Origin of the sequence: Hydrogenophaga sp. Root209, assembly GCF_001428625.1 — a bacterium.
In the GTDB taxonomy this organism is placed as follows: domain Bacteria; phylum Pseudomonadota; class Gammaproteobacteria; order Burkholderiales; family Burkholderiaceae_C; genus Hydrogenophaga.
The window spans coordinates 18,731-41,197 of sequence record NZ_LMIE01000009.1; the positions used below are offsets into that span (position 1 = coordinate 18,731).

General features: G+C 67.5%; 16 protein-coding genes and 1 pseudogene. 12 read left to right on the forward strand and 5 right to left on the reverse strand.

Translation table 11 applies throughout. The annotated features are described in order from the left end of the window. Nucleotides 1-87: 87 nt before the first annotated feature. On the forward strand, nt 88-1,005 hold the full coding sequence (locus ASE11_RS08320) for a toll/interleukin-1 receptor domain-containing protein (protein ID WP_056269144.1): 918 nt from the start codon (nt 88-90) through the stop codon (nt 1,003-1,005). Beyond that, a complete protein-coding gene (locus ASE11_RS08325) occupies nt 1,002-2,117 on the forward strand; it encodes a retropepsin-like aspartic protease (protein WP_056269145.1) in 1,116 nt (371 codons plus the stop codon). Before ASE11_RS08320 ends, ASE11_RS08325 begins: the two co-directional genes overlap by 4 nt. Before the next feature lies 1 nt (nt 2,118). On the opposite strand, the gene ASE11_RS08330 is transcribed toward ASE11_RS08325, so the two are convergent. Then, entirely contained in the window at nt 2,119-2,880 is a 762-nt protein-coding gene (locus tag ASE11_RS08330; protein ID WP_056269147.1) for a hypothetical protein, read from the reverse strand. Nucleotides 2,881-2,983: 103 nt separating this feature from the next. Beyond that, on the reverse strand, nt 2,984-4,705 hold the full coding sequence (locus tag ASE11_RS08335) for an AMP-binding protein (protein ID WP_056269149.1): 1,722 nt from the start codon (nt 4,703-4,705) through the stop codon (nt 2,984-2,986). A gap of 144 nt (nt 4,706-4,849) precedes the next feature. Here ASE11_RS08335 and ASE11_RS08340 point away from each other — a divergent pair, with 144 nt between their 5' ends. From ASE11_RS08340 to katG, 3 genes are all read left to right on the forward strand, one after another. Next, on the forward strand, nt 4,850-6,061 hold the full coding sequence (locus ASE11_RS08340; RefSeq protein WP_056269151.1) for a helix-turn-helix domain-containing protein: 1,212 nt from the start codon (nt 4,850-4,852) through the stop codon (nt 6,059-6,061). A gap of 89 nt (nt 6,062-6,150) precedes the next feature. Beyond that, complete coding sequence (locus tag ASE11_RS08345; RefSeq protein ID WP_082585620.1) at nt 6,151-6,648, forward strand: DUF1810 domain-containing protein; 498 nt, start codon at nt 6,151-6,153, stop codon at nt 6,646-6,648. Nucleotides 6,649-6,767: 119 nt separating this feature from the next. Continuing rightward, entirely contained in the window at nt 6,768-8,960 is a 2,193-nt protein-coding gene (gene katG / locus ASE11_RS08350; protein WP_056269152.1) for a catalase/peroxidase HPI, read from the forward strand. A 58-nt stretch (nt 8,961-9,018) separates the two neighbouring features. On the opposite strand, the gene ASE11_RS08355 is transcribed toward katG, so the two are convergent. The 3 genes and pseudogenes from ASE11_RS08355 to ASE11_RS08365 form a co-directional block, all read right to left on the reverse strand. Further along, nucleotides 9,019-9,435, reverse strand: coding sequence for a hypothetical protein (locus ASE11_RS08355; protein WP_056269154.1), 417 nt, complete (start codon nt 9,433-9,435; stop codon nt 9,019-9,021). 221 nt (nt 9,436-9,656) lie between these two features. Then, nucleotides 9,657-10,091, reverse strand: a pseudogene (locus tag ASE11_RS08360) (AMP-binding enzyme); the annotation flags it as partial. Between the two features lie 279 nt (nt 10,092-10,370). After that, nucleotides 10,371-16,085 carry a response regulator gene (locus ASE11_RS08365; protein ID WP_056269157.1) on the reverse strand — a complete coding sequence of 1,905 codons (5,715 nt, stop codon included), beginning with the start codon at nt 16,083-16,085 and terminating at the stop codon, nt 10,371-10,373. 202 nt (nt 16,086-16,287) lie between these two features. Here ASE11_RS08365 and ASE11_RS08370 point away from each other — a divergent pair, with 202 nt between their 5' ends. The 7 genes from ASE11_RS08370 (at nt 16,288) to ASE11_RS08405 (ending at nt 22,446) form a co-directional block, all read left to right on the forward strand. Then, nucleotides 16,288-17,103 (forward strand): response regulator, encoded by an 816-nt coding sequence (locus ASE11_RS08370; protein ID WP_056269159.1) that lies wholly within the window; start codon nt 16,288-16,290, stop codon nt 17,101-17,103. A gap of 434 nt (nt 17,104-17,537) precedes the next feature. Continuing rightward, on the forward strand, nt 17,538-18,170 hold the full coding sequence (locus ASE11_RS08380; protein ID WP_056269164.1) for a nuclear transport factor 2 family protein: 633 nt from the start codon (nt 17,538-17,540) through the stop codon (nt 18,168-18,170). A 32-nt stretch (nt 18,171-18,202) separates the two neighbouring features. Next, nucleotides 18,203-19,207 (forward strand): Bug family tripartite tricarboxylate transporter substrate binding protein, encoded by a 1,005-nt coding sequence (locus tag ASE11_RS08385; RefSeq protein WP_056269165.1) that lies wholly within the window; start codon nt 18,203-18,205, stop codon nt 19,205-19,207. Nucleotides 19,208-19,236: 29 nt separating this feature from the next. Continuing rightward, on the forward strand, nt 19,237-19,791 hold the full coding sequence (locus tag ASE11_RS08390; protein WP_056269168.1) for an NADPH-dependent FMN reductase: 555 nt from the start codon (nt 19,237-19,239) through the stop codon (nt 19,789-19,791). Nucleotides 19,792-19,880: 89 nt separating this feature from the next. Beyond that, on the forward strand, nt 19,881-20,903 hold the full coding sequence (locus ASE11_RS08395) for a methionine synthase (protein ID WP_056269171.1): 1,023 nt from the start codon (nt 19,881-19,883) through the stop codon (nt 20,901-20,903). A 2-nt stretch (nt 20,904-20,905) separates the two neighbouring features. After that, complete coding sequence (locus ASE11_RS08400; RefSeq protein ID WP_056269173.1) at nt 20,906-22,093, forward strand: serine hydrolase domain-containing protein; 1,188 nt, start codon at nt 20,906-20,908, stop codon at nt 22,091-22,093. Between the two features lie 62 nt (nt 22,094-22,155). Beyond that, nucleotides 22,156-22,446 (forward strand): hypothetical protein, encoded by a 291-nt coding sequence (locus ASE11_RS08405; RefSeq protein ID WP_056269174.1) that lies wholly within the window; start codon nt 22,156-22,158, stop codon nt 22,444-22,446. The last annotated feature ends 21 nt before the right edge of the window (nt 22,447-22,467 follow it).

Genomic DNA, 22,467 nt, shown 5'->3' on the forward strand with positions numbered 1-22,467 from the left:
GCTCATCGGGACAAGCGGCGCCGGCCATGGGTTGACATGCTCCGGTGGTGCGCCGACAGTGGCGCCACGACCGGATGGAGCACGACGATGCGCGTTTTCATCAGCCACGCCTGGGAGGACAAGCCGCTGGCACTGTCGCTGGCCGAACTGCCCGACTTCATCGACGCCTGGGTCGATGTGCGGGAGTTGCTCGGCGGCGAGAAGCTGGACCCCACCATCATCGCGGCCATTGAAGACAGCCATGTTTTCATCGTGCTGATCAGCCGCATTTCGCTGGCCAAGGCCTGGGTGGCGCAGGAGGTGAACTGGGCCATGGCGCGAGAGGCGCAGAAGGACCGCGTGTTCGTGCTGCCCGTCGTCATCGAAGCGGGCATCGATCTGGCGGCCAGTGCGCCGCCGTTTCAGCAGTTTGCGCAGCGGCTCTTCATCGACGCCAGCGACCGCAGCGACAGCGGCACCGACAAAGCCCGTGCGGCCATCGCACAGACGCTGTTTCACTGGGCCAGCGACTGGCTCGACCGCATGGAGCCCAAGGGCGACAGCAACCGCCGCTTCGTCGACACGCTGGAGCGCGACCTGGTGGAATTCCAGACGCGCCTGTACGCGGTGAAGGCAGCACTGGCCTGGCCGCTGGCCACGCTGGTGAAAGATGACGCGGTGGCGCACCTGGTGCAGGTGAAGGATGCCTACAACGTGTTCACCGAGGCGTTCATTCCGCGCCTGGTGGGCCTGGACGCCGAGATCCGCTGGCGCTTCGGCGGGGCGGCGCAAAAGGGATTCGCCCGACTCATGACCTTCATCCGCAACGAGGTCTACCACGGTGCGGCCTTCGCGCTCAACGACGTGATCGAGTCGATCAACGCTTTCGACACCGTGCTGAACCGGGACGCGAGCGCGTTGGCCACCGCCGATGCCCGGCGGGAAACACGCGTGACGGCGCTGGAGCCGGTGATGGCCGAGCTGGTGGAGCGAACCGCCGACTACGTGGACACGTTGCGGCCATGAATGGCTGGCTGCAGCGCGGCGCACCCTGGCTGCTGGCGGGCGCGTTGCTGCTGGCCGGGGCGCAGGCCCGCGCCGAGCGCGTGCCCCTGCAGCGCCTGAGTCTGGGCGATGTGGGCGGGTGGATCGAGGTGGTGGTGCAGGTGGAGGGCCGGCCGGGGCGCTGGATCATCGACACCGGCAGCACCCGCCACATCGTCTCGCGCCACTTTGCCGAGCGCCATGGACTGGCCACTGGTGCCAGCGTGCGGGTCGAGACGGCGCTGGGCGCGGTGAACGGTACCGAAGTGAGCTTGCCCGCGCTGCACATCGGCGCCTGGCGCCAGGCGGGCCAGAACGCCGTGCGCATCGACGACCTCGGCGGTGTGCTGGGTCCCGCGGGCGAGGGCATCGAGGGCATTCTGGGCCTGCCGCTGCTCCGGGGCCACACGCTGGATCTGGACCTGAGGGACTGGACACTGGCCCTGGCGTCCAGCGCCACCGACACCCCCCTGTGCCCCGAAGGCTTGCAGGCATTCGATCTCGGCGTCTACCGCGGCCTGCCGGTGATCTCGGTTCGCGTGAACGACGCCGCCGCCGAATCCCTGATGCTGGACACCGGCAACCCGGCGGCGGTGGTGCGCATCGAAGCCACGCCGGCCCGCGCCGCGGCGCCCGGCCTGGCATTGGCGGCCAGCGTGAGCGTGGGTGCCTTGCAGCTCACCCAGGTACCGGTGGTGCGGCTGAGCGCACCCGCGCTGCACCGCGCGCTGGCACCCGACGTTCAGGGACTGGCCGGCACCGCGCTGCTCGACGGCACGCGCTGGTGGATCGACCTGGACCGGCGACGCGCCTGCGTCGAGCCCCGCCGCCTGGCGGTGCCGGGAGGCTTCGGGCTGTCGCTGGCCCAACGGGGCGAGGCGGTGGTGATCGAGACCGTTCTGCCTGGGAGTCCAGCCGCGCTGGCCGGCCTGCGCGAAGGCGACGTGGTGCACCACTGGGTGAACGGCCCACCGAGCGGCGCGCTGCGCGCGCTGTGGGCGCGTGCGCAGGAGCGCGACGAAATCGAGGTGCAGGCCGGATCGCAGGCGCCGGTGGTGCTGCGCCGCTCGCACTTTCTGCCAGCCCTGCCCTGACTCAGCAGCTCACGTTGCCCGGGTTGGGCTGCCGCTTGAGCGTCACGAGCACGCCCCCGGCGTTGAGCAGGCGCAAGGTGGCACCGTCGACGAACTCGACCTGGGTGAAAAACTTCTGCGCGGGGTTCAGCGGGTTCACCAGCTCCGGAATCAGGGGGCGGCTCAGGGAGGCCACGACAAAGCCGCGCATCTCACCTTCGAAGTTGACCTTGGCGGCGGGAACGGTCACGTCACAACCGGTCACGGGTTCGGTGTTGGCACCGGTGAAGTTGTCCACCGAGGACGGCTCGTTGAATTTCAGGGTGAGCGTGCCGCTTTCGCTGATCCACAGGCCGGCCTGCATCTGCACGTCGACCCGGCTGTTGGTGTAGCTGCGCGCGGGCTGCGCGCCCAGGGCCACGGTGTCGAGCTTGCGCAGGTCGGAGAAGCTGCCCTGGATGCAGTTGGTCGCGTTCGCAGGTGCCACCGGGCGCAGCGCCACAGCGCCGTTCTCCACGGTGCCCACCAGATCCACGCCGTTGTTCAGCGTGTCTCCGCAGACCCCGTCGGTGGAATTGACGGTGGCCGTGATGTCGAGCTTGTTCGCAAAGACCTGAACCAACGGCGACGGCGAGGTGAACTGGATGGTGGTGGTGAAACCAGCGTTGCTCCAGGCGCCGCCCAGTGGCGTGACGATCTGCAGCACAGCCAGCAGCTCACCGCCACCGCACGCCGCCAGACTGGCCGCCACGGCCAGGCCCAAGGCATGGATTTTTCGTTTCATGGTCGACCTCCTTTTCAACATGGGGGGCCGAAATTCTGATCCTGCGCACCGCCTTTGAATAGTGGGCTCGCGGGCCCGCTCTGCACACTGGGGGGAACGTGCCTCAATCGTCCTGGCGCAGATTCGGAAAATCGCTTTCCAGATGTTCGCCAGCGCCGCGCGCGCCGCTCGCCTGCCGCTCCACCTCCTGTGCGCGCAGCTGCACGCGCCGGATCTTGCCCGAGATGGTCTTGGGCAACTCATCCACGAACTCGATGCGGCGCACGCGCTTGTAGGGCGCGAGCTGCTGGCGCGCAAACGCAAAGATCGCTTCGGCCAGCTCGGGTCCCGGCACGGCGCCGGGTGCGAGGATCAGGTAGGCCTTGGGCACGGCCGTGCGCACCGGGTCCGGGCACGGCACCACCGCCACCTCCACCACCGCTTCGTGCTCGATGAGCGCGCTCTCCAGCTCGAACGGACTGATGCGGTAGCCCGAGGCCTTGAACACGTCGTCGGCGCGACCCACGAAGGTGAGGTAGCCGTCGGCATCACGCGCGGCGGTGTCACCCGTGTGGTAGTGGCCATCGCGCATGACCTCGGCGTTTTTCTCCGGGCTGTCCAGGTAACCCACCATCAGCCCCAGCGGGCGCTCGCTCAGGTCGATGCAGACCTCGCCCTCATCGGCTTCGTGCCCGTCGGCGTCGAGCAAGCGGATCTTGTAACCCGGCAGCGGCAGGCCCATGGAGCCGGGTTTGAGGGGCAGGCCCGGCGCGTTGCCCACCTGTGCGGTGGTCTCGGTCTGACCGTAGCCATCACGCAGCGTGAGGCCCCAGGCCTTGCGGATCTGTTCGATGATTTCCGGGTTCAGCGGCTCGCCCGCGCCAATCACCTCGCGCAGCGCCAGCCGGTCTTGCCAGGCGGCCAGATCTTCCTGGATCAGCATGCGCCACACCGTGGGCGGTGCACACAGGCTGGTGACGCGGCAGCGCTCCAGCACGGCCAGCAGGCCCTGCGAACTGAAGCGCGGCGTGTTGTAGATGAAGACGCAGGCACCCGCGTTCCAGGGTGCATAGAAACAACTCCAGGCGTGCTTGGCCCAACCCGGTGAAGAGATGTTCAGGTGCATGTCGCCCGCCTTCAGGCCGAGCCAGTACATGGTGGAGAGATGGCCCACCGGGTAACTCTGGTGGGTGTGCAGCACCAGCTTGGGCTGCGAGGTGGTGCCCGAGGTGAAGTACAGGAGCATGGGATCGGTGGCCAGCGTCGTGCCCTGCGGATCGAACGCGGTCGGCGCGTCCCTTGATGCGGCGAAATCCACCCAGCCCGGCTGCGGCGCACCCACGCAGATGCGCGAGAAACTGCCCGTGATCGATGCGAACTTGGGCACTTGCACGGCACCCACCACCACATGTTTCACGTCGCCGCGGTCGATGCGGTCGCGCAGGTCGTCGGGCGTGAGCAGCGCCGTGGCCGGGATCAGCACCGCGCCGAGCTTGATGGCCGCCAGCATCGTCTCCCACAGCGCGCTTTCATTGCCCAGCACCATGAGCACGCGCTCGCCGCGCTGCACGCCCTGCGCGCGCAGGAAATTGGCCACCTGGTTGGAGCGCTGCGCGAGCTGTGCAAACGAAAACCGCTCCTCGGTGCCCTCGGCGTCCACGATCCACAGCGCGGTGGCGTCATTGCCGTTCGCCATGACGTCGAAGTGGTCCAGCGCCCAATTGAATGCCGTGAGCGCGGGCCAGCGAAACTGCGCGCTGGCCGCGGCGGGGTCGCCGCGCAGGGCGAGCAGCTGATCACGCGCCTGCAAAAAGGCCTGGGAGGATGCGCTGGGCGGGTGGTTCATGTTGTCTCGCTCGTGTGGGGGTGCGCCGTGCCGCGGCTTGTTCGGTCGGTCGATCGTAGACGCCAGCCCTGCGCGAGCGCCGCTCAGTACTTTCCCTAGCGCGGATTTGTGCCGCGGCGGTACACAGTCGAACAGCCACGCCACATGCAACGCCCACCCAACCCCCACGCCTCGCCCAAGCTCTCCGCACCACCTCGCTCAGCGGGCCTGTTCTTCGCCACGCCCGAGCAGCGTGTGGCGTTGGCACGCGAGATGTTCTTTGACGAGGGTCAGCGCCCCTCGGGTCTGGTGCCCGAGCTGGTGATCCAGTCGTGGATGCGCTGCACGGTGGCCAACCGCCGGCCCTCCGAACCGATCAACCTGGAGCCGGTGACCAAGGCGCGCATCGCCAGCGCACTGGCGCGCAACCGCCTGCTGCTGCAAGCCGCCCGCCACGACCTGCAACAACTCGATGCGGCCCTGGCCGGCACGCCGTGCAAGGCCTTGCTCACCGGACCCGACGGGGTGCTGATCCAGGTCACGCCCACCGCGCGAGCCGAAGGCTACCTGATGCCCAACGTGGCGCGCGTGGGCGTCAACCTCAATGAAAACCACATGGGCACCACCGCGCCCAGCGTGGTGGCGCGCACCGGTGAAGCCTGCGTGGTGCGCGGCGCCGAGCACTTCTTCACCGGCGTCTCGGTCATGCAGTGTGCCGCCGCGCCGATCCGCAACGCGCGCGGCGATCTGGCCGGCGTGCTGGACCTCTCCATCGAGGGTGAAGCCTTCCGCTTCGACGCCGCCGCCATGGTGCGGCTGTACGCCACCGCCATCGAAAACCGTTTGTTCGAAGCGCAATCGGCTGCGCTGCTGCTGCTGCGTTTCCAGTCGAGCCCAGCCCTGCTGCACACGCCGCTGGAAGGACTGGCCGCCGTGGACGGGCAAGGCCGCGTGGCCTGGCTCAACCAGACCGGCGCCAGCCTGCTCGGCACAGAGCGTGTGCCCGCACAACCCACCGACGCCGAGGCGCTGCTCGGGCTAGGGCTCGAAGACCTGCTCTCGCTCGCCCACCACGGTCGATCGCAGCCGCGCCAATGCCCCAACGGCCTGACGCTGTGGATCCAGGCCCGGCCCGATGCGCCGATGGCCCCCGGCATCGAGACGCCGCCCCTGCCCCCCGCCGACCTGCCCGACGCGGCGCCACGCGACGCCCCCGCCGCGCCGACCCTGCACCACGCCAACCGCGCACTGATCGAAAGCACACTCGCCGCCTGTGGCGGCAATGTGTCGCGGGCGGCGCGCCAGCTCGGTGTCTCTCGCGGGCTGCTCTACCGGCGCCTGGGTGAATGGCGCACCGGCGACCACCCCACCGACTGACCGACGGGCGGTTCATCCCCCACCTGTGGTGGGCGATGACACCACAGCGTGATAGTTTTGGCACTTCGCTTCAGCGCAGCCCCGCCACCATGAATCTTCAACGCTTCCTCGATGCCCAGAACCCCGTCTACGACCAGGCGCTGGAAGAACTCAAAGCCGGTCAGAAGCAGAGCCACTGGATCTGGTTCGTTTTTCCCCAGCACCGCGGTCTGGGCAGCAGCCAGAGGGCCCAGTTCTATGGCATCGAATGCCTGGACGAGGCCCGCGCCTATCAGAAGCACCCGGTGCTCGGCCCGCGCCTGCACGAGTGCACCACCGCCGTGCTGCGCCACACCCAGAAATCGGCCAGCCAGATCCTGGGCGTGCCCGACGACCTGAAGTTCTTCTCCTGCATGACGCTGTTCAGTGAAGCCGCTCCCGAGGAACTGGTGTTCCGCCTCGCACTGCAGGCATTCTTCAATGGTTCCAAGGACCCGGAGACCTTGCGTCTGTGCGGACTCACGTCGCGCAAATCCTCGGTCACGCGAACAGCGGCAGCCGGCCCGCAACACGACCTGTCCGCGGGACCGCTGTTGCACATGCGCTGAGGCGCCGCCGGCAACGGCCCGGCAGCCCCTATGGCATTCATTGCCAAAATTGCGTTGGTCGTTTGGGGGGCACACACTAGAGTCGACAAGGTCATCCACAAGCCCACAAAGGAGATACCTTGTCCACCGAACCCAAATGCCCCTTCTCGGGCGGCGTCCCGAAAAATGCCGTGGCCGGCACCTCCACCAACGCCAACTGGTGGCCCAATCAGCTCAACGTCAAGCTGCTCAACCAGCACTCCCCGCTCACCGACCCCATGGGCGAGGACTTCAACTACGCCGAAGCGTTCAAGAGCCTCGACCTGGATGCAGTGATCCGGGATCTGCATGCCCTGATGACCGACTCCCAGGACTGGTGGCCCGCTGACTACGGCCACTACGGCCCCTTCTTCATCCGCATGGCCTGGCACAGCGCCGGCACCTACCGCATTGCCGATGGCCGCGGTGGCGCGGGCTCCGGCACGCAGCGGTTTGCGCCGCTCAACAGCTGGCCGGACAACGGCAACCTCGACAAGGCACGCCGCCTGCTGTGGCCGATCAAGCAGAAGTACGGCAACAAGCTCTCGTGGGCCGATCTCATGATCCTCACCGGCAACGTGGCCCTCGATTCGATGGGCTTCAAGACCTTCGGCTTCGCCGGCGGCCGCGCCGACGTCTGGGAGCCGGAAGACATCTACTGGGGACCCGAGTCCGAGTGGATGGGCGACCAGCGCTACACCGGCGACCGCGAACTCGAGAACCCGCTGGGTGCCGTGCAGATGGGCCTGATCTACGTGAACCCGGAAGGCCCCAACGGCAATCCCGACCCGCTCGGTTCAGCGCGCGACGTCCGCGAAACCTTTGCCCGCATGGCCATGAACGACGAAGAGACCGTGGCGCTCACCGCTGGCGGCCACACCTTCGGCAAATCCCACGGCGCGGCCAATCCGGGCCAGTACGTGGGTGCCGAGCCCGAGGGCGCGGGCATCGAAGAACAAGGTCTGGGCTGGAAGAATGCCTTTGGCAGCGGCAAGGGTGCCCACGCCATCACCAGCGGCATCGAGGGCCCATGGACGCCCACCCCCACCCAGTGGGACAACAGCTATTTTGAAACCCTGTTCGGCAACGAATGGGTGCTCACCAAGAGCCCCGCCGGCGCCCACCAGTGGAACCCCAAGAACCCGGACGCAGCGACGGCGCCCGATGCGCATGACCCGAGCAAACGCCAGGTCCCGACCATGACGACGGCCGACATGGGCATGCGCATGGACCCGACGTATGAAAAGATCTCGCGCCGCTTCATGGCCAACCCGCAGGAGTTCCATGACGCGTTCGCCCGCGCCTGGTTCAAGCTGACGCACCGCGACATGGGACCGTTGTCCCGTTACCTCGGTCCGCTCGTGCCGAAAGAGGAGCTGATCTGGCAAGACCCGGTGCCCGCCGTCGACCATCCCCTGGTCAACGAGCAGGACGTGGCCACCCTCAAGGCCCGGCTATTGGCATCCGGCCTGACGATCTCCCAGCTGGTCACCACGGCCTGGGCCTCCGCGTCCACCTTCCGCGGTTCCGACAAGCGCGGTGGGGCCAACGGCGCTCGCATCCGCCTGGCGCCGCAGAAAGACTGGGAAGTCAACCAGCCGGCACAACTGGCTCAGGTGCTGGCGAAGCTCGAAGCGGTGCAGAAAGACTTCAACAGCGCGCAATCGGGCGGCAAGAAGATCTCGCTGGCCGACCTGATCGTGCTCGGCGGCTGCGCAGCGGTCGAGGCCGCGGCGAAGAAGGCCGGTCATGAGGTCAAGGTGCCCTTCTCGCCCGGCCGCACCGATGCCACGCAGGCCCAGACCGATGTGGCGTCGTTCGCCCCGCTGGAGCCGATCACGGACGGCTTCCGCAACCACGCCCGCAAGGGATTCGAGAGCTCGACGGCCGAGCGCCTGCTGGACAAGGCCAACCTGCTCACACTGACCGCGCCCGAAATGACGGTGCTGATCGGCGGCCTGCGCGTGCTCAACGCCAACGTGGGGCAGACCCCGCACGGTGTCTTCACGCAGCGGCCCGAAACCCTGACCAACGACTTCTTCGTGAACCTGCTCGACATGGGCACGACCTGGCAGCAGTCCGCCACCGAACCCGGTGTGCTTGAAGGTCGCGACCGGGTGAGTGGCGCTGCCAAGGGCACCGGCACGGTGGTGGATCTCGTCTTCGGCTCCAACTCCCAGCTGCGTGCGCTGGCCGAGGTCTACGCCAGCAGCGACGCACAGCCGAAGTTCGTGCGCGATTTCGTGGCGGCCTGGAACAAGGTGATGAACCTGGATCGCTTCGATCTGGCGTGATCGCACCAGGCGGCAACAAGAAAGGGGCCGCGAGGCCCCTTTCTTTTGCTCGAAACGATCAGCGTGTTCCGCCCGGCAAGACCTGCAGCAGGATGGCCGACCAGATCACCCGCTGGTCGGCCTCGCTGAGCGGCGCCTCGCCCTGACTGCCCAGAAACCACCCGATGTGCTCGTCGAAGCGCCGGTGGTTCTTGTCGCTCGGGCTGTAGATGTAGAGCGGCCATTCGCGCTCGACCTCGCAGCCGGTGACGATGGTGAGGCTGCGGTGGGGCACGATGTCCAGCGGCTGCAGGTGCACCAGTGCCAGTTCCCGCACCAGGTCGTCATGCTCGATGACCAGATGCGTGCAGGCCAGGCCGGTGAGACGGTCGGTGTGCGCAGCGGGCGGTGCGGGCTGTTCCGCCACCGACACAATGCGCCCCACCACCACGCGGACCGGAAAGTCACCGCGTGAGGTCTGGGCCAGCTGGATCATGGGCTCGGCGCCGGACAGGTCAACACGGAACGGGCGCGGGCGGCCGGGGGCGGTCTGGAGTTCAAGGACATGGGGTGCTCGTGGGGCTTGCGTTGTTGTTGTTCGTCGCTGTTACTCAAGGTAACCGAAGCCCCCCATTTGAGGGACGCTTTGGGTAATGGATCACACAACTCCCTGCCCGGCCCCCTGCCGCGCCAGTCGAAAGACCTACTGCGCAGCGCTCAGGCCGTGGCGATCTCCTGCAGCCCCAGCTTCTCCACCATGGCCTTGCGCAGCAGGAACTTCTGGATCTTGCCGGTGATGGTCATCGGAAAGGCGTCGACGAATTCGATGTAGCGCGGCACCTTGTAGTGCGCGATCTGCCTCTGCGCAAAGGTCTGCAGTTCCTCGGCGGTGGCGCTCTGCCCGGCCTTGAGCACCACGCAGGCGCACAGCACCTCGCCATAGAGCACATCGGGCACGCCGACCACCTGCACATCCTGCACCTTGGGGTGGCGGGAATAGAACGCCTCGATCTCGCGCGGGTAGACGTTCTCGCCACCGCGGATCACCATGTCCTTCAAGCGGCCGACGATGTTCACATACCCCTCGCCGTCCATGGTGGCGAGGTCGCCGGTGTGCATCCAGCCGTCGGCATCAATGGCTTCGCGCGTCTTAAGTGAGGTTGCACAGCCGGTCCTCGGGCGTGAGGCGGATCGCCTCGCCCACGAAGAAGCCGTTGTTGAGGAATCGGGTCGGTGGGCGAGAGCGTGGGCCCGACGCTGGCCAACTGGCTCACGTGTTCGGGTCCGGCCCGCACCGGCACGTCGTTGAAGTCGCGCATGCCCGGCGTGCGCCCGCCGCGACAGCGCCCACACGCCCGGACTTTCCCTGACGGCGGGTTGTTCCGTTTCGCCACAACCTCGCGGCGGTCCTGGCCCCGCAGGCGCCAGTCATCACACGGTGCTGGCCTGCCCGATCAGTTCGGCCGCGGCCTCGAAGTCCAGCGCGTCCAGCAGCCGCTCCATGCGTTGGACCACCTCCGCACCGAACCGCCGGGCCAGGGCGGCCTGGTGCTCGGCAAAGAACGTCAACGCATCCAGGTCCTGGCCCAGCAGCATCAACCGAAACGCGGCCAGCGCCTCGTCACCGATCGGCGCGACAGCGTGCACCGTCGGCGGCAGCACCACGGCCTGGGCACACAGCTCCTGCGTGAGGTCTTCCAGTTCGGCCATGGCCGCACGCAAGGGCGGCCACAGCAAGACCACCGAACTCTCGGGCGCCTGCGCGCGCAAGAGGTCTTCGAGCCCGCGCGCCACGGTGTACACCCGCCGCGCCTCGACCAGACCCGCGACGCCCTTGAGCTTGTGCATGCGTGAGGCCAGCGCGGTGCGCATGGCTTCGTCCAGTCCGGCGGGCGGCGGTTCGTGCCGCAGCGGGCCGAACTCCTCGAGCATGCGGCGCAAGGCGCTCAGGAACAGCGCCTGGTCACCACCCATGCGCTCCAGCGCGGCGCGGTGATCGACGCAGGTCACGGCGTCCCAGGGCCCGTCGGCGGCGGCAACGGGCGCCGGCCCGGAAGCTGGCAGCACCGGATCGTCCAGCACCACCAGCGACGTGCCGCGCGCACGTTCGATGTGTTCGCGCAGCACGCCCTGAAGATGCTGGGGGTCCAGCTGCTTGTTGAGGTAATCGTTCATGCCCGCGGCCATCGCCTGGTCGCGGTCTTCGGTCTGCGTGCCGGCACTCAGGGCGATCACGGGCAGGTGCGCCAGCTCCAGCTCGCCACGGATGCGCCGGGTGGTTTGCAGTCCATCCATCTCGGGCATCTGCACATCCATCAACACGGCGTCGAAGCGCTGGGGCCAGCGCCTCAGGTGCACCAAAGCCTGTTCACCCGAAGCCGCACAGGTGGCCTGCGCCCCCAGCTGCTCCAGCTGATGGCGCGTCACGGCCAGCTGGATGTCGCTGTCGTCCACCACCAGGATGTGCAGGTCGCGCAGGGCGTGGCTGGCGGCCAGCCGCCCGGTCGGCAATGTTTCCCCGCCCTGCGGTTCGGGCAGCGGCACGCGCAACGCCGCGAGCAGCGCCATCAGACCGTCCATGCTGAATTCGATCAGCGGCCTCAGGGGCTCATCCACGTGGGTGGCCGTGCGTGCGGCCGCCAGCGCCTTCTCGGCCCGGAAGCTGTGCTCCACCAGGGAGGTGATGCCCAAGGTGCCAGCCAGCCCCTTGAGGGTGTGGGCCACGCGCGCGCCCGACTTGAAGTCGCCCGCCGCCAGGCCGGTCTGCAGCTCGTCGATCTGGCGGGGATGGTCGTCGATGAAGCGCTCCAGAAAGCGGGCGTAGGCCTTGGCGCTGCCGCCCAGGCGGTTGAGCGCTGCCTGCAGTTCGACACCCTGCATGTCGGCCAGCGCCTGCGCGGCAGCGGGCACCTCGCAGGCCGCGGGTGCGAGCCCCTCACCGGGCGGCGGCAGCGCAGGCGTCTGTTGATCCAGGGCGTGCGGCATGTGCTGCCGAATGGTCCGCAGCAACTGGGCCAGGTCAAACGGCTTGCCCACGTGGTCGTTCATGCCCGCCTGCAGGCAGGCTTCCCGGTCGCTGGCCATGGCGTTGGCGGTCATGGCGATCACGGGCAGTGCGCTCAGGCCGAGCTCTGCGCGAATGCAGCGCGTGGCGGTGTAGCCGTCCATCACGGGCATCTGCACGTCCATGAGCACCAGCTCGAACGCGGCGCTGTCGGCCGCCAGCATGTCGACCGCGATCTGCCCGTTGCCCGCCACCGTGATGCGTGCACCCTCGCCGGCAAGCAGCTCGCAGGCCACTTGCTGGTTGGTCTCGTTGTCCTCCACCAGCAGGATGCGAACGCCCTCCAGCACACCGCGGCGTTGCGCGCGGGCGGCGGGCGCCAGCACGCCGCCCCGTTCATCGCGGGCCGCCTTCACGGCATCGACCAGCATGGAACCGGTCACGGGCTTGATCAGGTAGCCGTCGAGCAGGCTCTTTTCGGTGAGGTCCTTGCTCTCCAGCAGTTCGCGGCCGTGGGCTGTGACCATGATCAGCAGGTCCAGGGCTTCGCTGAGCGGCGGCGACTTGAGCTGGCGCGCCGACTCCCAACCGTCCAGACCCGGCATGTGCCAGTCCATGAACACGGCGTCGAAACGCCGCCCGTCGCGGCGGGCCTGCGCCAGGCATTCGATGGCCGCTTCGCCACTGGACACCACCTCCACCCGCCACCCGTTGGCATGCGCCATGACGGCGAGCGTGTCGCGGGCAATGTCGTTGTCGTCCACGATCAGCACATCCAGCGCGGGCGCGCCGGGCGCGGGGTCGCGCTCGTCCTGCAGCAGTGCAGGCGGCACCTCCAGCGCAACGGAAAACCGGAACACCGTGCCACGACCGAGCTCGCTGTCCAGTGCCAGTTCGCCGCCCATCAGGGCCACGAGACGCTGGCAGATCACCAGCCCGAGGCCGGTGCCGCCAAAGCGGCGTGTGGTGGTGGCCTCGGCCTGGGTGAAGCCCTCGAAGATGCGGGTCTGGTTCTCCGGTGCAATGCCGATGCCGGTGTCGCGCACGGCCACGTCCAGCATCACCTGGGTGGCGCTGGTGCGCCGCGCCCGCAACGAGATCACCACCTCGCCGAAATTGGTGAACTTGATCGCGTTGCCCGCCAGGTTCACCAGGATCTGGCGCAGGCGCAAGGCATCGCCCAGCAGCACCGGCGGCACGGTGGGGTCGATGTCGAACAACACTTCGATTTCCTTCTCGCCCACGCTGGCCGAGAGCACCGTCGCCAGCTCGCGGAACAGGCGATCGATCTCGAAGGGATGGGGGTCCAGCGTGAACTTGCCGGCCTCGACCTTGGAGAAATCCAGGATGTCGTTGAGCAAGCCGAGCAGCGAGCGAGCAGCGTTCTCGGTCTTGCTGGTGTAGTCGAGCTGTCGCGAGGTGAGCCCGGTGCGCTGCAGCAGCGAGAGCATGCCCAGGATGGCGTTCATGGGCGTGCGGATTTCATGGCTCATGTTGGCCAGGAACTGGCTCTTGGAGCGCGAAGCCGCCTCGGCCGCCTCCGCCGCCTGGATGACCTGGGAGATGTCGAAGCGAAAGCTCACCACGTGCCCGTCAGGCATGGCGCGCTCGACCACGCGCAGCGTTCGGCCGTCGGGGATGCGGCGCTCCCAGTCGCCGCCCTGGCGGTGGTCCCGCACCCGCTCGGCGACCCACTCCTCGTTGCGCCCACGCGCTCCCGGTGGCTCGTACAAGGCCAGGCTGGCGCGCACGATGGTTTCAAACTTCGCGCCCGGCTTGAGCAGGTCGTTGATCTCGCGGTAGAGCTCGCGGTAGCGGTCGTTGCAGAACACCAGCTCGTCGTCGGCGTTGAAGATCACCACGCCGGCGCCCGTGACCTCCAGTGCGCTGGACATGAGCTCGTTGGAGCGGCGGGCCTGCGCCTCCGCTTCACGGCGCGCGGAGATGTCGACGTAGGTGGTCACGAAGCCGCCTTTGTCCAGCCGGCCCCGGCGCAGCTCGATCACCTCCCCGCCCGGCATGGTGCGCTCGAACTGCTGCTTGCGGCCAGCGTTGACCGCCGTGTGGATGAGCTCGCGCACCTGCTGGTCCACATCGCCGGGGCCGTAGTCGCCCTGCTCGGCACTGAAGCGAACCATGTCCTCGAAGCGGCTCACACCGGGCTGGCGCAGGTGGGCAGGCAGGCGAAAGAGGCGGCCGAAGTCGGTGTTGGCCACCATCAGGACGCCGTCGGCGCCGATCACGCTGAGCGCGCACGGCAGGCTTTCGATGACGTTGGTGAGCAGCTCGTTGCTGCGCTCCATCGCATCCGTCAGCTGTTTGGCTGCGGTGATGTCCTGGATCGCGCCGACCAGGCCCCGTGCCACGCCGCCACGCACTTCCAGTTCACCCACCGCGCGCACCCTGATCTCGCGCCCCCGGGCAGTGATCAGCGGCAGCTCGAGATCGAACGCCTGACTGGTTTCCAGTGCCTGCCTGAAGGCTGCTTCAATCTCGGCGCGTGCCTCCGGCGGAAAATACGACAAGGCCTCTTTCAGCGTGGGCAGGTGCCCGGGCTCGCAATCGTGGATACGGCAGGTCTGATCGGTCCAGCGGATCTGTTTGGTGCTCAGATCCATTGCCCATCCACCCACGCCCCCGATGCGCCCGGTGCGGTCCAGGAAGGCCTGGCTCGACAGCAGCGCCTCCGCGTTCTGGCGGCGCTCGGTGACGTCGCTCTGGATCGCCATGAATCCCATGAATTCACCCGCGTCGGATTTCAGTGGCTGTATTTCCAGTTCAATCCAGTACTCGCGCCCGGTCTTGCTGCGATTGAGCAGTTCCCCATGAAATGGCAGGCGCGCGTCCAGGGTCTCCCGGATGCGCGTCAACTCGCGCACATCGGTCCCTTCGAATTGCACGAACTCGCCAGCGCGGCATCCCATCACCTCACCCATGCTGTAGCCAGTGATGCGCTCGAAGCCGTCGTTGACCCAGGTGATGCGGCGCTGGGTGTCGGTGATCACGACCCCGTTGGACGTGCGTTGTGCCACCACCGCCAACCGTTCGAGGTTGATCGTCATCGAGCGCGCCAGCGCTTCGGCTCTCAGACGCGCACGCACCGACTGGGTCGACATCCAGGCCAGCGCCAGGGTGAGCAAAATGCCCACGCCCAGCACCACGAAAGCGGGCAGCTGCGTGATCGACTGCTCGAAGGCGTGTGTGCTGCTGGTGTGCAGGATGAAGTTCTGCCCATACACCTGAAAGCGCAGTTGCTGGTTGTACATGGCCGGCGGTGCGAGCCGGGGCTCGCTGGTGCGGGTGATGCCTCTCCCGCCTTCGATGACGTGAACGCCCGTGATCCAGTTCTCCGGCGCAGGCTCGTCTTTGCCCGAATACAGCTGGAACGTGACCATGTCTTCGGTGACAGCGGTGACACCGGACAGCACATCGCGGGCAATCAGCGGCGCATACAGAACACCAAGCAGCCGGGCTTCCCGTTCTTCCGCGGTGGACGGGAGCTGTCCACCAGCGTAGATCGGCAAAAACATCAAGAATCCGGGCGAGGTCTGGCCATCACGCTCCAAGGGCACGGCGGGGCTGAGCGTGATATCACCACTGGCAATGGCGTGCTCGATCGCGGCACGCGGCCGGGGATCGCTGCCCATGTCGGCGCCCATGGAGCCCGGGCTCAGCACCTCGGGCTCGACGTAGCGAATGATGTACAGCGTGTCGTGATGCTTCTCGCCGAACTGGCGCAACACCAGCCCCGGCGAATCGCCCGCACGCACACGATCGAGGTAGGCGGGCAGCTCCGCGCGCCGCACGCGGTCCACCAGGCCCAAGCCCCGGTTGCCGGGAAACTCACGCTGCAGATCCATCGAATCGACGAACGCCTTGAACTCCGGGCGATCCACCTGCTCGCTGGCCGCATAGGCCCCGCGCGCGCCCTTGAGCCCGTACACCGAGGCCGACAGGCGCTGGGTGACTTCCGTGGTGATCAGCTCGCTCTTGCGCGCGAACTCGGACTGGGCGTCGGCCTGCACGCGCCGCGCCAGGGACCCGGCCCCCAGAACACTGGCCACCAGGCCCAGGCACACGATCGCCACGGTCAGGCTGAAGCTGGCGAGCGTGCGCTGGGGAGGAGGCAGGTCTGAGTTCATGGGCGCGATCTCTGAGGGGCAGGACACTCAAGTGTCTTGCCGATGCCCGCAGGCAAGGCCTTGAAAAGCGGGAGCGCCACCGGCCAGTTGCGGCGATCGGGGCGCCGATGCGGGGATCTGCGGGCGGTCGGTGCCGCTTTTCCGGGGTTTGCCGTGGCGCGGAAACACGGAACATCACACCATCACCCAACTGGAGCAACCAGTGAACACTTCCACCGCCCATGCCATGCCCGATCGACGCCGGGTGCTGATCGTCGACGACGACCCGACCATGGTGCATGTGCTTGCGCGCACGCTGATGGACTGTGCCCAGTTGTATTTTTCGGTGCGCGGTGAAGATGCCCTGAAGAAGCTCGAGGCGCACAAGCCCGACCTGATGCTGATCGATGTCGACATGCCCGACCTGAGCGGCTACGACGTGATTCAGCGCATGCGCAAGAACCCCGAGACGCGAGACACCCAAGTCATCATGGTCACGTCACACACCGAGGAGAGCTACCGCCGCCGGGCGATGGAACTCGGCGCGGTCGACTTCTTCCTCAAGCCGATCAACCGCGAGGAAGTCCGCGAGCGGGTGGATCAGTTGCTGAACCAGGACGTTGAGTCGATCGAACTGAGCTTCTCGTCCCAAGGCGACTTCACCAGCAAGACCGGGCAGGTGTCCGACCCCAGGGGTCCCAAGCCCCCCGGCCACTCCCGGGTTGAGCTGGAGAACGGTTTTGCGGAAACGCAGATCTTCGCGGAGTTCCCTCCGCTTGCCAAAAAGGCCAGCGCTGTCAGCGTTCCCGCGGTCGCGCCCGCGATACCCGTCCTGCCCGCGGCCAGCGCCGATGACATCACCTCGGAGTTGTTCGAGCGCATGTCGGCCATCCTGGAGCAGACCGAATCGATACGCCACACCGACCAGAAGAGCCTGTCGCCCGCCGTGTCCCAGCGCATCGCGCGCATCGAGGAAGAATGTGCCGAGATCATCCAGTTGCTGGTGACCCTGAGCGACCGCGAAACGAGCGCCGCCTAAAGCGTTTCAGGCCCCCACGCTCCGCCGCTGCGCGGGTCGCTGCCCCCCGAGGGGGCTGGCCCTCGCCTTGGGGCGGCCCTGCGGCGGGTCCGCTGCCCCCACGCTCCGCCGCTGCGCGGGTCGCTGCCCCCCGAGGGGGCTGATCCGGCTTGGGGCGGCCCTGCGCCGGATCGCCATGCCCCCACGCTCCGCCGCTGCGCGGGTCGCTGCCCCCCCGAGGGGGCTGGCCCTCGCCTTGGGGCGGCCCTGCGGCGGGTCCGCTGCCCCCACGCTCCGCCGCTGCACCCCTGGTTTTTGCAGTTTCTGCAAATTTGATTTCCAACCCGGGGGTTCATTCCTCGTTGTGATCGACATAGAGTGCGCCCACGCCCGGCGTCGGTCCGGGCCTGCGTGCGCGCCGCCGCATGCACCCATCACAAACGAGGAGACACCCGATGAACGACGACTTGAACGAGCAACTGCTGATCCGGCAGATGGTGGAGCGATGGGCCGTGTGGCGCGACGCTGGAGACTGGAGCCGCTTCGCCACCGTCTGGCATCCGCAGGGCGTGATGATGGCCACCTGGTTCCAGGGTCCGTTTGCCGACTTCATCCGCGTCACGCAAGAGGGCTGGGCCAAGGGTGTGAGCATCCTGCACTTCCTGGGTGGCTCGGCGATCGAGGTGGCGGGCGACCGCGCCATCGCGCAGACCAAGATGACCATCTCGCAGCGCGGCATGGTCGAGGGCGAACACGGCCCGGTGCTGTGCGACGTGGTGTGCACAGGGCGCTTCTACGACTTCGTGGTGAAGGTCGATGGCCAGTGGAAGCTGCTGCACCGCCAGCCGATCTACGAGAAGGACCGCATCGACGCGGTCGACCCGGCGGCACAGCTCTCACTCGACCAGCAGGCCCTGGCCGGTTTCCCCGAGGGCTACCGCCACCTGGCCTACATCCAGACCCGCATCGGCTACACGGTCAAGCTCGACATGCCGATGCTCAAGGGTCCCGAGGTGCAGGCGCTCTACCTCCGCGGCGCGGCCTGGCTGGCCGGCGGTGCGCTGGAGCGGGACATCAACCCCGCCTGATGCACCCGACCACAACAACACCGGAGACAGACATGCAAGACAACAGCATCTGCTCGACCTCGCGCCGCCACCTGGTGGCCGCCCTGCCCGCCGCCTGCCTGCTGAGCGCCTTCGCGCCAGCCGCCTGGGCGCAGGCCGACTTTCCGTCGCGCGCGCTGCGGGTGATCGTGCCGCAGCCGCCCGGCGGAGGCTTTGATTTTGTGGCGCGTGCGCTGGGCGAACGCCTGGCCAGGCGCCTGGGCCAACCGGTGGTGGTGGAAAACCGCACCGGCTCGGGCACGCTGATCGGCACCGATGCCGCGGCCAAGGCAGCGCCCGACGGCTACACGTTGCTCACCGGTTCGGTCTCGAACATGGTGCTCAACATGGGCCTGTACAAAAACCTCTCCTACGACAGCCTGCGCGACTTCGAACCCGTGGGCCTGGCCGTGAGCTACAGCTACACGCTGATCGCGCGTGCCGACCTGCCGTTCAAGACGCTGGCCGAGGTGGTCGCCCACGCCAAGGCCAACCCGGGCAAGCTGACCTGCGCCTCGGCCGGCAATGGCTCGGGACAACACGTGCTGGCCGCCGCGCTCTGGCAGCTCGCCGGCGTGGAAATCACCCACGTGCCCTACCGCGGCGCGCAGGCCGCGTACAGCGATCTGCTCGGTGGGCGGGTCGACATGTTTTTCGACCTCACGCCCACCACGCGCGCCCACATCGAGTCGGGCAAGGTGTTCCCGCTCGCCGTCTCGGGTGCCGAGCGCAACGCGCTGCAGCCCACCGTGCCCACGCTCAACGAGACCGGCGTGGCCAGGCTGGATCTGGAGTCGTGGTTTGGCTTCTTCGCGCCGCGCGGCACGCCACCCCAAGCCCTGCAGCGCCTGCGCACCGAGCTGGCCGCGGTGATCGCCGAGCCCGAACTGCGCGAGGTCTTCACCAAGGCCGGCGGAAAACCCCTCACCATCGGCGTGGAGCAGACTTCTGCGATGCTCAAGCGCGATGTGGAGCGCTGGACCGCGCTGATCCGCGCGGCCAACATCTCGCTCGACTGATCTCCTCTTCTTCATCTTCAGGACACCCCATGACGTTTCAAGTCGTTGCCATCTCGGGCAGCCTTCGCAAGAGTTCCACCAACACCATGGCGCTGCGCGCCGCGCAGCGCCTGGCGCCAGAAGGCATGTCGATCGAGATCGTCGACATCGCCGACATCCCGCTCTACAACGACGATGTGCGCGCCGCCGGTGAACCCGCTGCGGTGAGCGCGCTCAAGGCAAAGATCGCCGCCGCCGACGCGGTGCTGATCGCCACGCCCGAGTACAACTTCTCCATCCCCGGCGTGCTCAAGAACACGCTGGACTGGATGTCGCGTCCCCCCGCGCCCCCGTTCGACGGCAAGCCGGTGGCCATCCTCGGCGCCAGCCCCGGCCCGGTGGGCACCGCCCGCGTGCAGTACCACCTGCGCCAGGTGATGGTGTTCCTGAACGCCTTCACGCTGAACAAGCCCGAGGTCTTCATCAGCCACGCGGGCAGCAAGTTCAACGCCGAGGGTGAACTGACCGACGAGACCACGGCCAAGTTCATCGGCGAGCAGCTCGTGGCGCTGCGCGCGCTGGCCGAGCGCGTGGCGCCGCGCTGAGAACAACGGGGGTTGCCAAGCCCCCGCGACAGCGAAAACGCCATGGTCTGATTAAGATTCCGGTGCCACCTACAACACCCGGAGACACCATGTTCGACACCGCGATCGCAGGCAGCCTGCCCAAACCGGCCTGGCTGGCCGAAACCGAAAAACTCTGGCCGCAGTGGAAGTCGCAAGGCGCCGAGCTGCAGCAGGCCAAGGCCGACGCCACGCTGCTGTGGATCAAGGTGCAGGAAGACGCTGGCCTGGACGTGATCGGTGACGGCGAGCAGGCGCGCCAGCACTTCGTGCACGGCTTCGTGGAGCAGGTCGAGGGCATCGACTTCGAACACAAGGTGACGATGGGCATCCGCAACAACCGCTACGACGCGCAGGTGCCGCAGGTGGTGGCGCCCTTGCGCCTGAAGGGCCGGGTGCACGCTTTCGAAGCGCAACTGGCGCGCGCGCACACCAGGAAGAAGCTCAAGTTCACCCTGCCCGGCCCGATGACCATCGTGGACACCGTGGCGGACCGTTTCTACGGTGACAAGGTCAAGATGGCCATGGCCTTTGCCGAGCTGCTCAACCAGGAAGCGCTGGCGCTGCAGGCCGATGGCGTGGACATCATCCAGTTCGACGAACCGGCTTTCAACGTCTACATGCAGGACGCAGCCGACTGGGGCGTGGCCGCGCTCGAAGTGGCCGCGCGCGGCCTCACCTGCACCACGGCGGTCCACATCTGCTACGGCTACGGCATCAAGGCCAATGTGGACTGGAAGCAGACGCTGGGCGAAGAGTGGCGCCAGTACGAGCAGGTGTTTCCGGCGCTGGCCAGAAGCAGCATTCAGCAGGTGAGCCTGGAATGTTTTCACTCGCATGTGCCGCCCGAGCTGATGCAGTTGCTCGAAGGCAAGGACGTGATGGTCGGCGTGATCGACGTGGCCAGTGACGTGATCGAAACGCCCGAGCAGGTGGCCGACACCATCGGCCTGGCATTGCAGTACGTGCCGAAGAAACACCTGATCGCCTGCACCAACTGTGGCCTGGCGCCCATGAGCCGCGAGGTGGCCATGGCCAAGCTCGATGCGCTGGCCAAAGGCGCGGCGCTGGCCCGCCAACGGTACGGAAGCTGAGCATGCACGGACTGCCCACGGCCGCGCCGGCCGAGGTGGGGCTGTGCCCCGAGCGCACCCAGCACCTGGTCGACGCGCTGCAGCGCGACGTGGACCGTGGACGCCTGCCTGGCGCGGCGGTGCTGATTGCACGGCGCGGCCGCGTGGTGCTCGACACCGCCGTGGGCCGACTCGACCCGGCGCGCGAGGCGCCCATGGGCACGGACGCGATCTTCCGCATCTACTCCATGACCAAACCCATCGTCTCGGTGGCGGCCATGATGCTGGTGGAACAGGGCCGGCTGCTGCTGAGCGACCCCGTGGGTCGGTACGTGCCCGGCTTCCTGCAGCAGCAGGTCGCGGTGCCCGGGCCGCACGGCGTGGCGCTGATGCCCGCCACGCAGCCGAGCACCGTGCAGGATCTGCTGCGCCACACCGCCGGCCTCACCTACGAGTTCACCGGCAACGAGCATGTGAACCAGCTATACGCGCAGGCCGGCTTGGGCAGCAGGAAGCAGACCAACGCCGAGCTGTGCGAACGCCTGGCCGCGCTGCCGCTGGCGCACCAGCCCGGCACGGCCTGGGCCTACAGCCGCGCCACCGACGTGCTGGGCCGCGTGATCGAAGTCATCACCGGCCAGCCGCTCGGCGCCTTCCTGCGCGAGACCATCCTGCGACCGCTGGGCATGCACGACACTGCCTTCTTCGTGCCACCCGAGCAGCACCACCGCATCGCCGAGGCCTTCGAACACGACCCCGAAGGCGGCGTGCAGATGGCCATGCACGACCCCCGCGAAGTGCCGGCGCTGGAAATGGGCGGTGGTGGTCTGATGTCCACCACGCACGACTACGCGCGCTTCCTGCAGTGCCTGTGCCATGGCGGTGAACTGAACGGTCTGCGCCTGCTGTCACCGCACACCCTCGCCTGGATGACCGCCGACCACCTGGGAAGCGCCATCAACCACGCCGACAACCCGCTGCTGCCCCCCGGCCACGGCTTCGGCCTGGGCTTTGCAGTGCGCACCGCAGCGGGCCTGGCGCCGGTGCCCGGCTCGGTGGGCACCTACCACTGGAGCGGCATCGGCGGTACCCATTTCTTCGTCGATCCGGCGCAGGACCTGTTTGCGATCTTCATGGCGCAGGCACCGAATCAGCGGGTGCATTACCGGTCGATGATGCGCAATCTGGTGTACGCGGCGATGGTGGGGTGATCGGAAGCACCGTGCGAGGTGCAGAATGGGTTCAGCGTCCAGCGACGCATTGGAGACACGCCATGAGCCAAGGATTTGGTGGCCAAGTGCCCGCGCCACATGTGCAAGCGAAGCATCGTGAGGTGACGACGTATCTGGTGATCATTGCAGCGCCGGAAGGTCCGATCGCCAAACTGCTTCTTCCTGATCGGGAGCAGGTTGCCGAGCTTGACGCCAATACCGAAGAAGTGACCGCGATGATCATGGACCGGGTACCCACGGTGGGCGCTGCGGGGGCCGAATGGGACAGGTTGTTTGCAGGGTACAGCGCTGAAGAGCGCGCCACGGCGAAGATCTACACGCTCGATACTTGAGGCAACCGCGTTGCCGTGCCC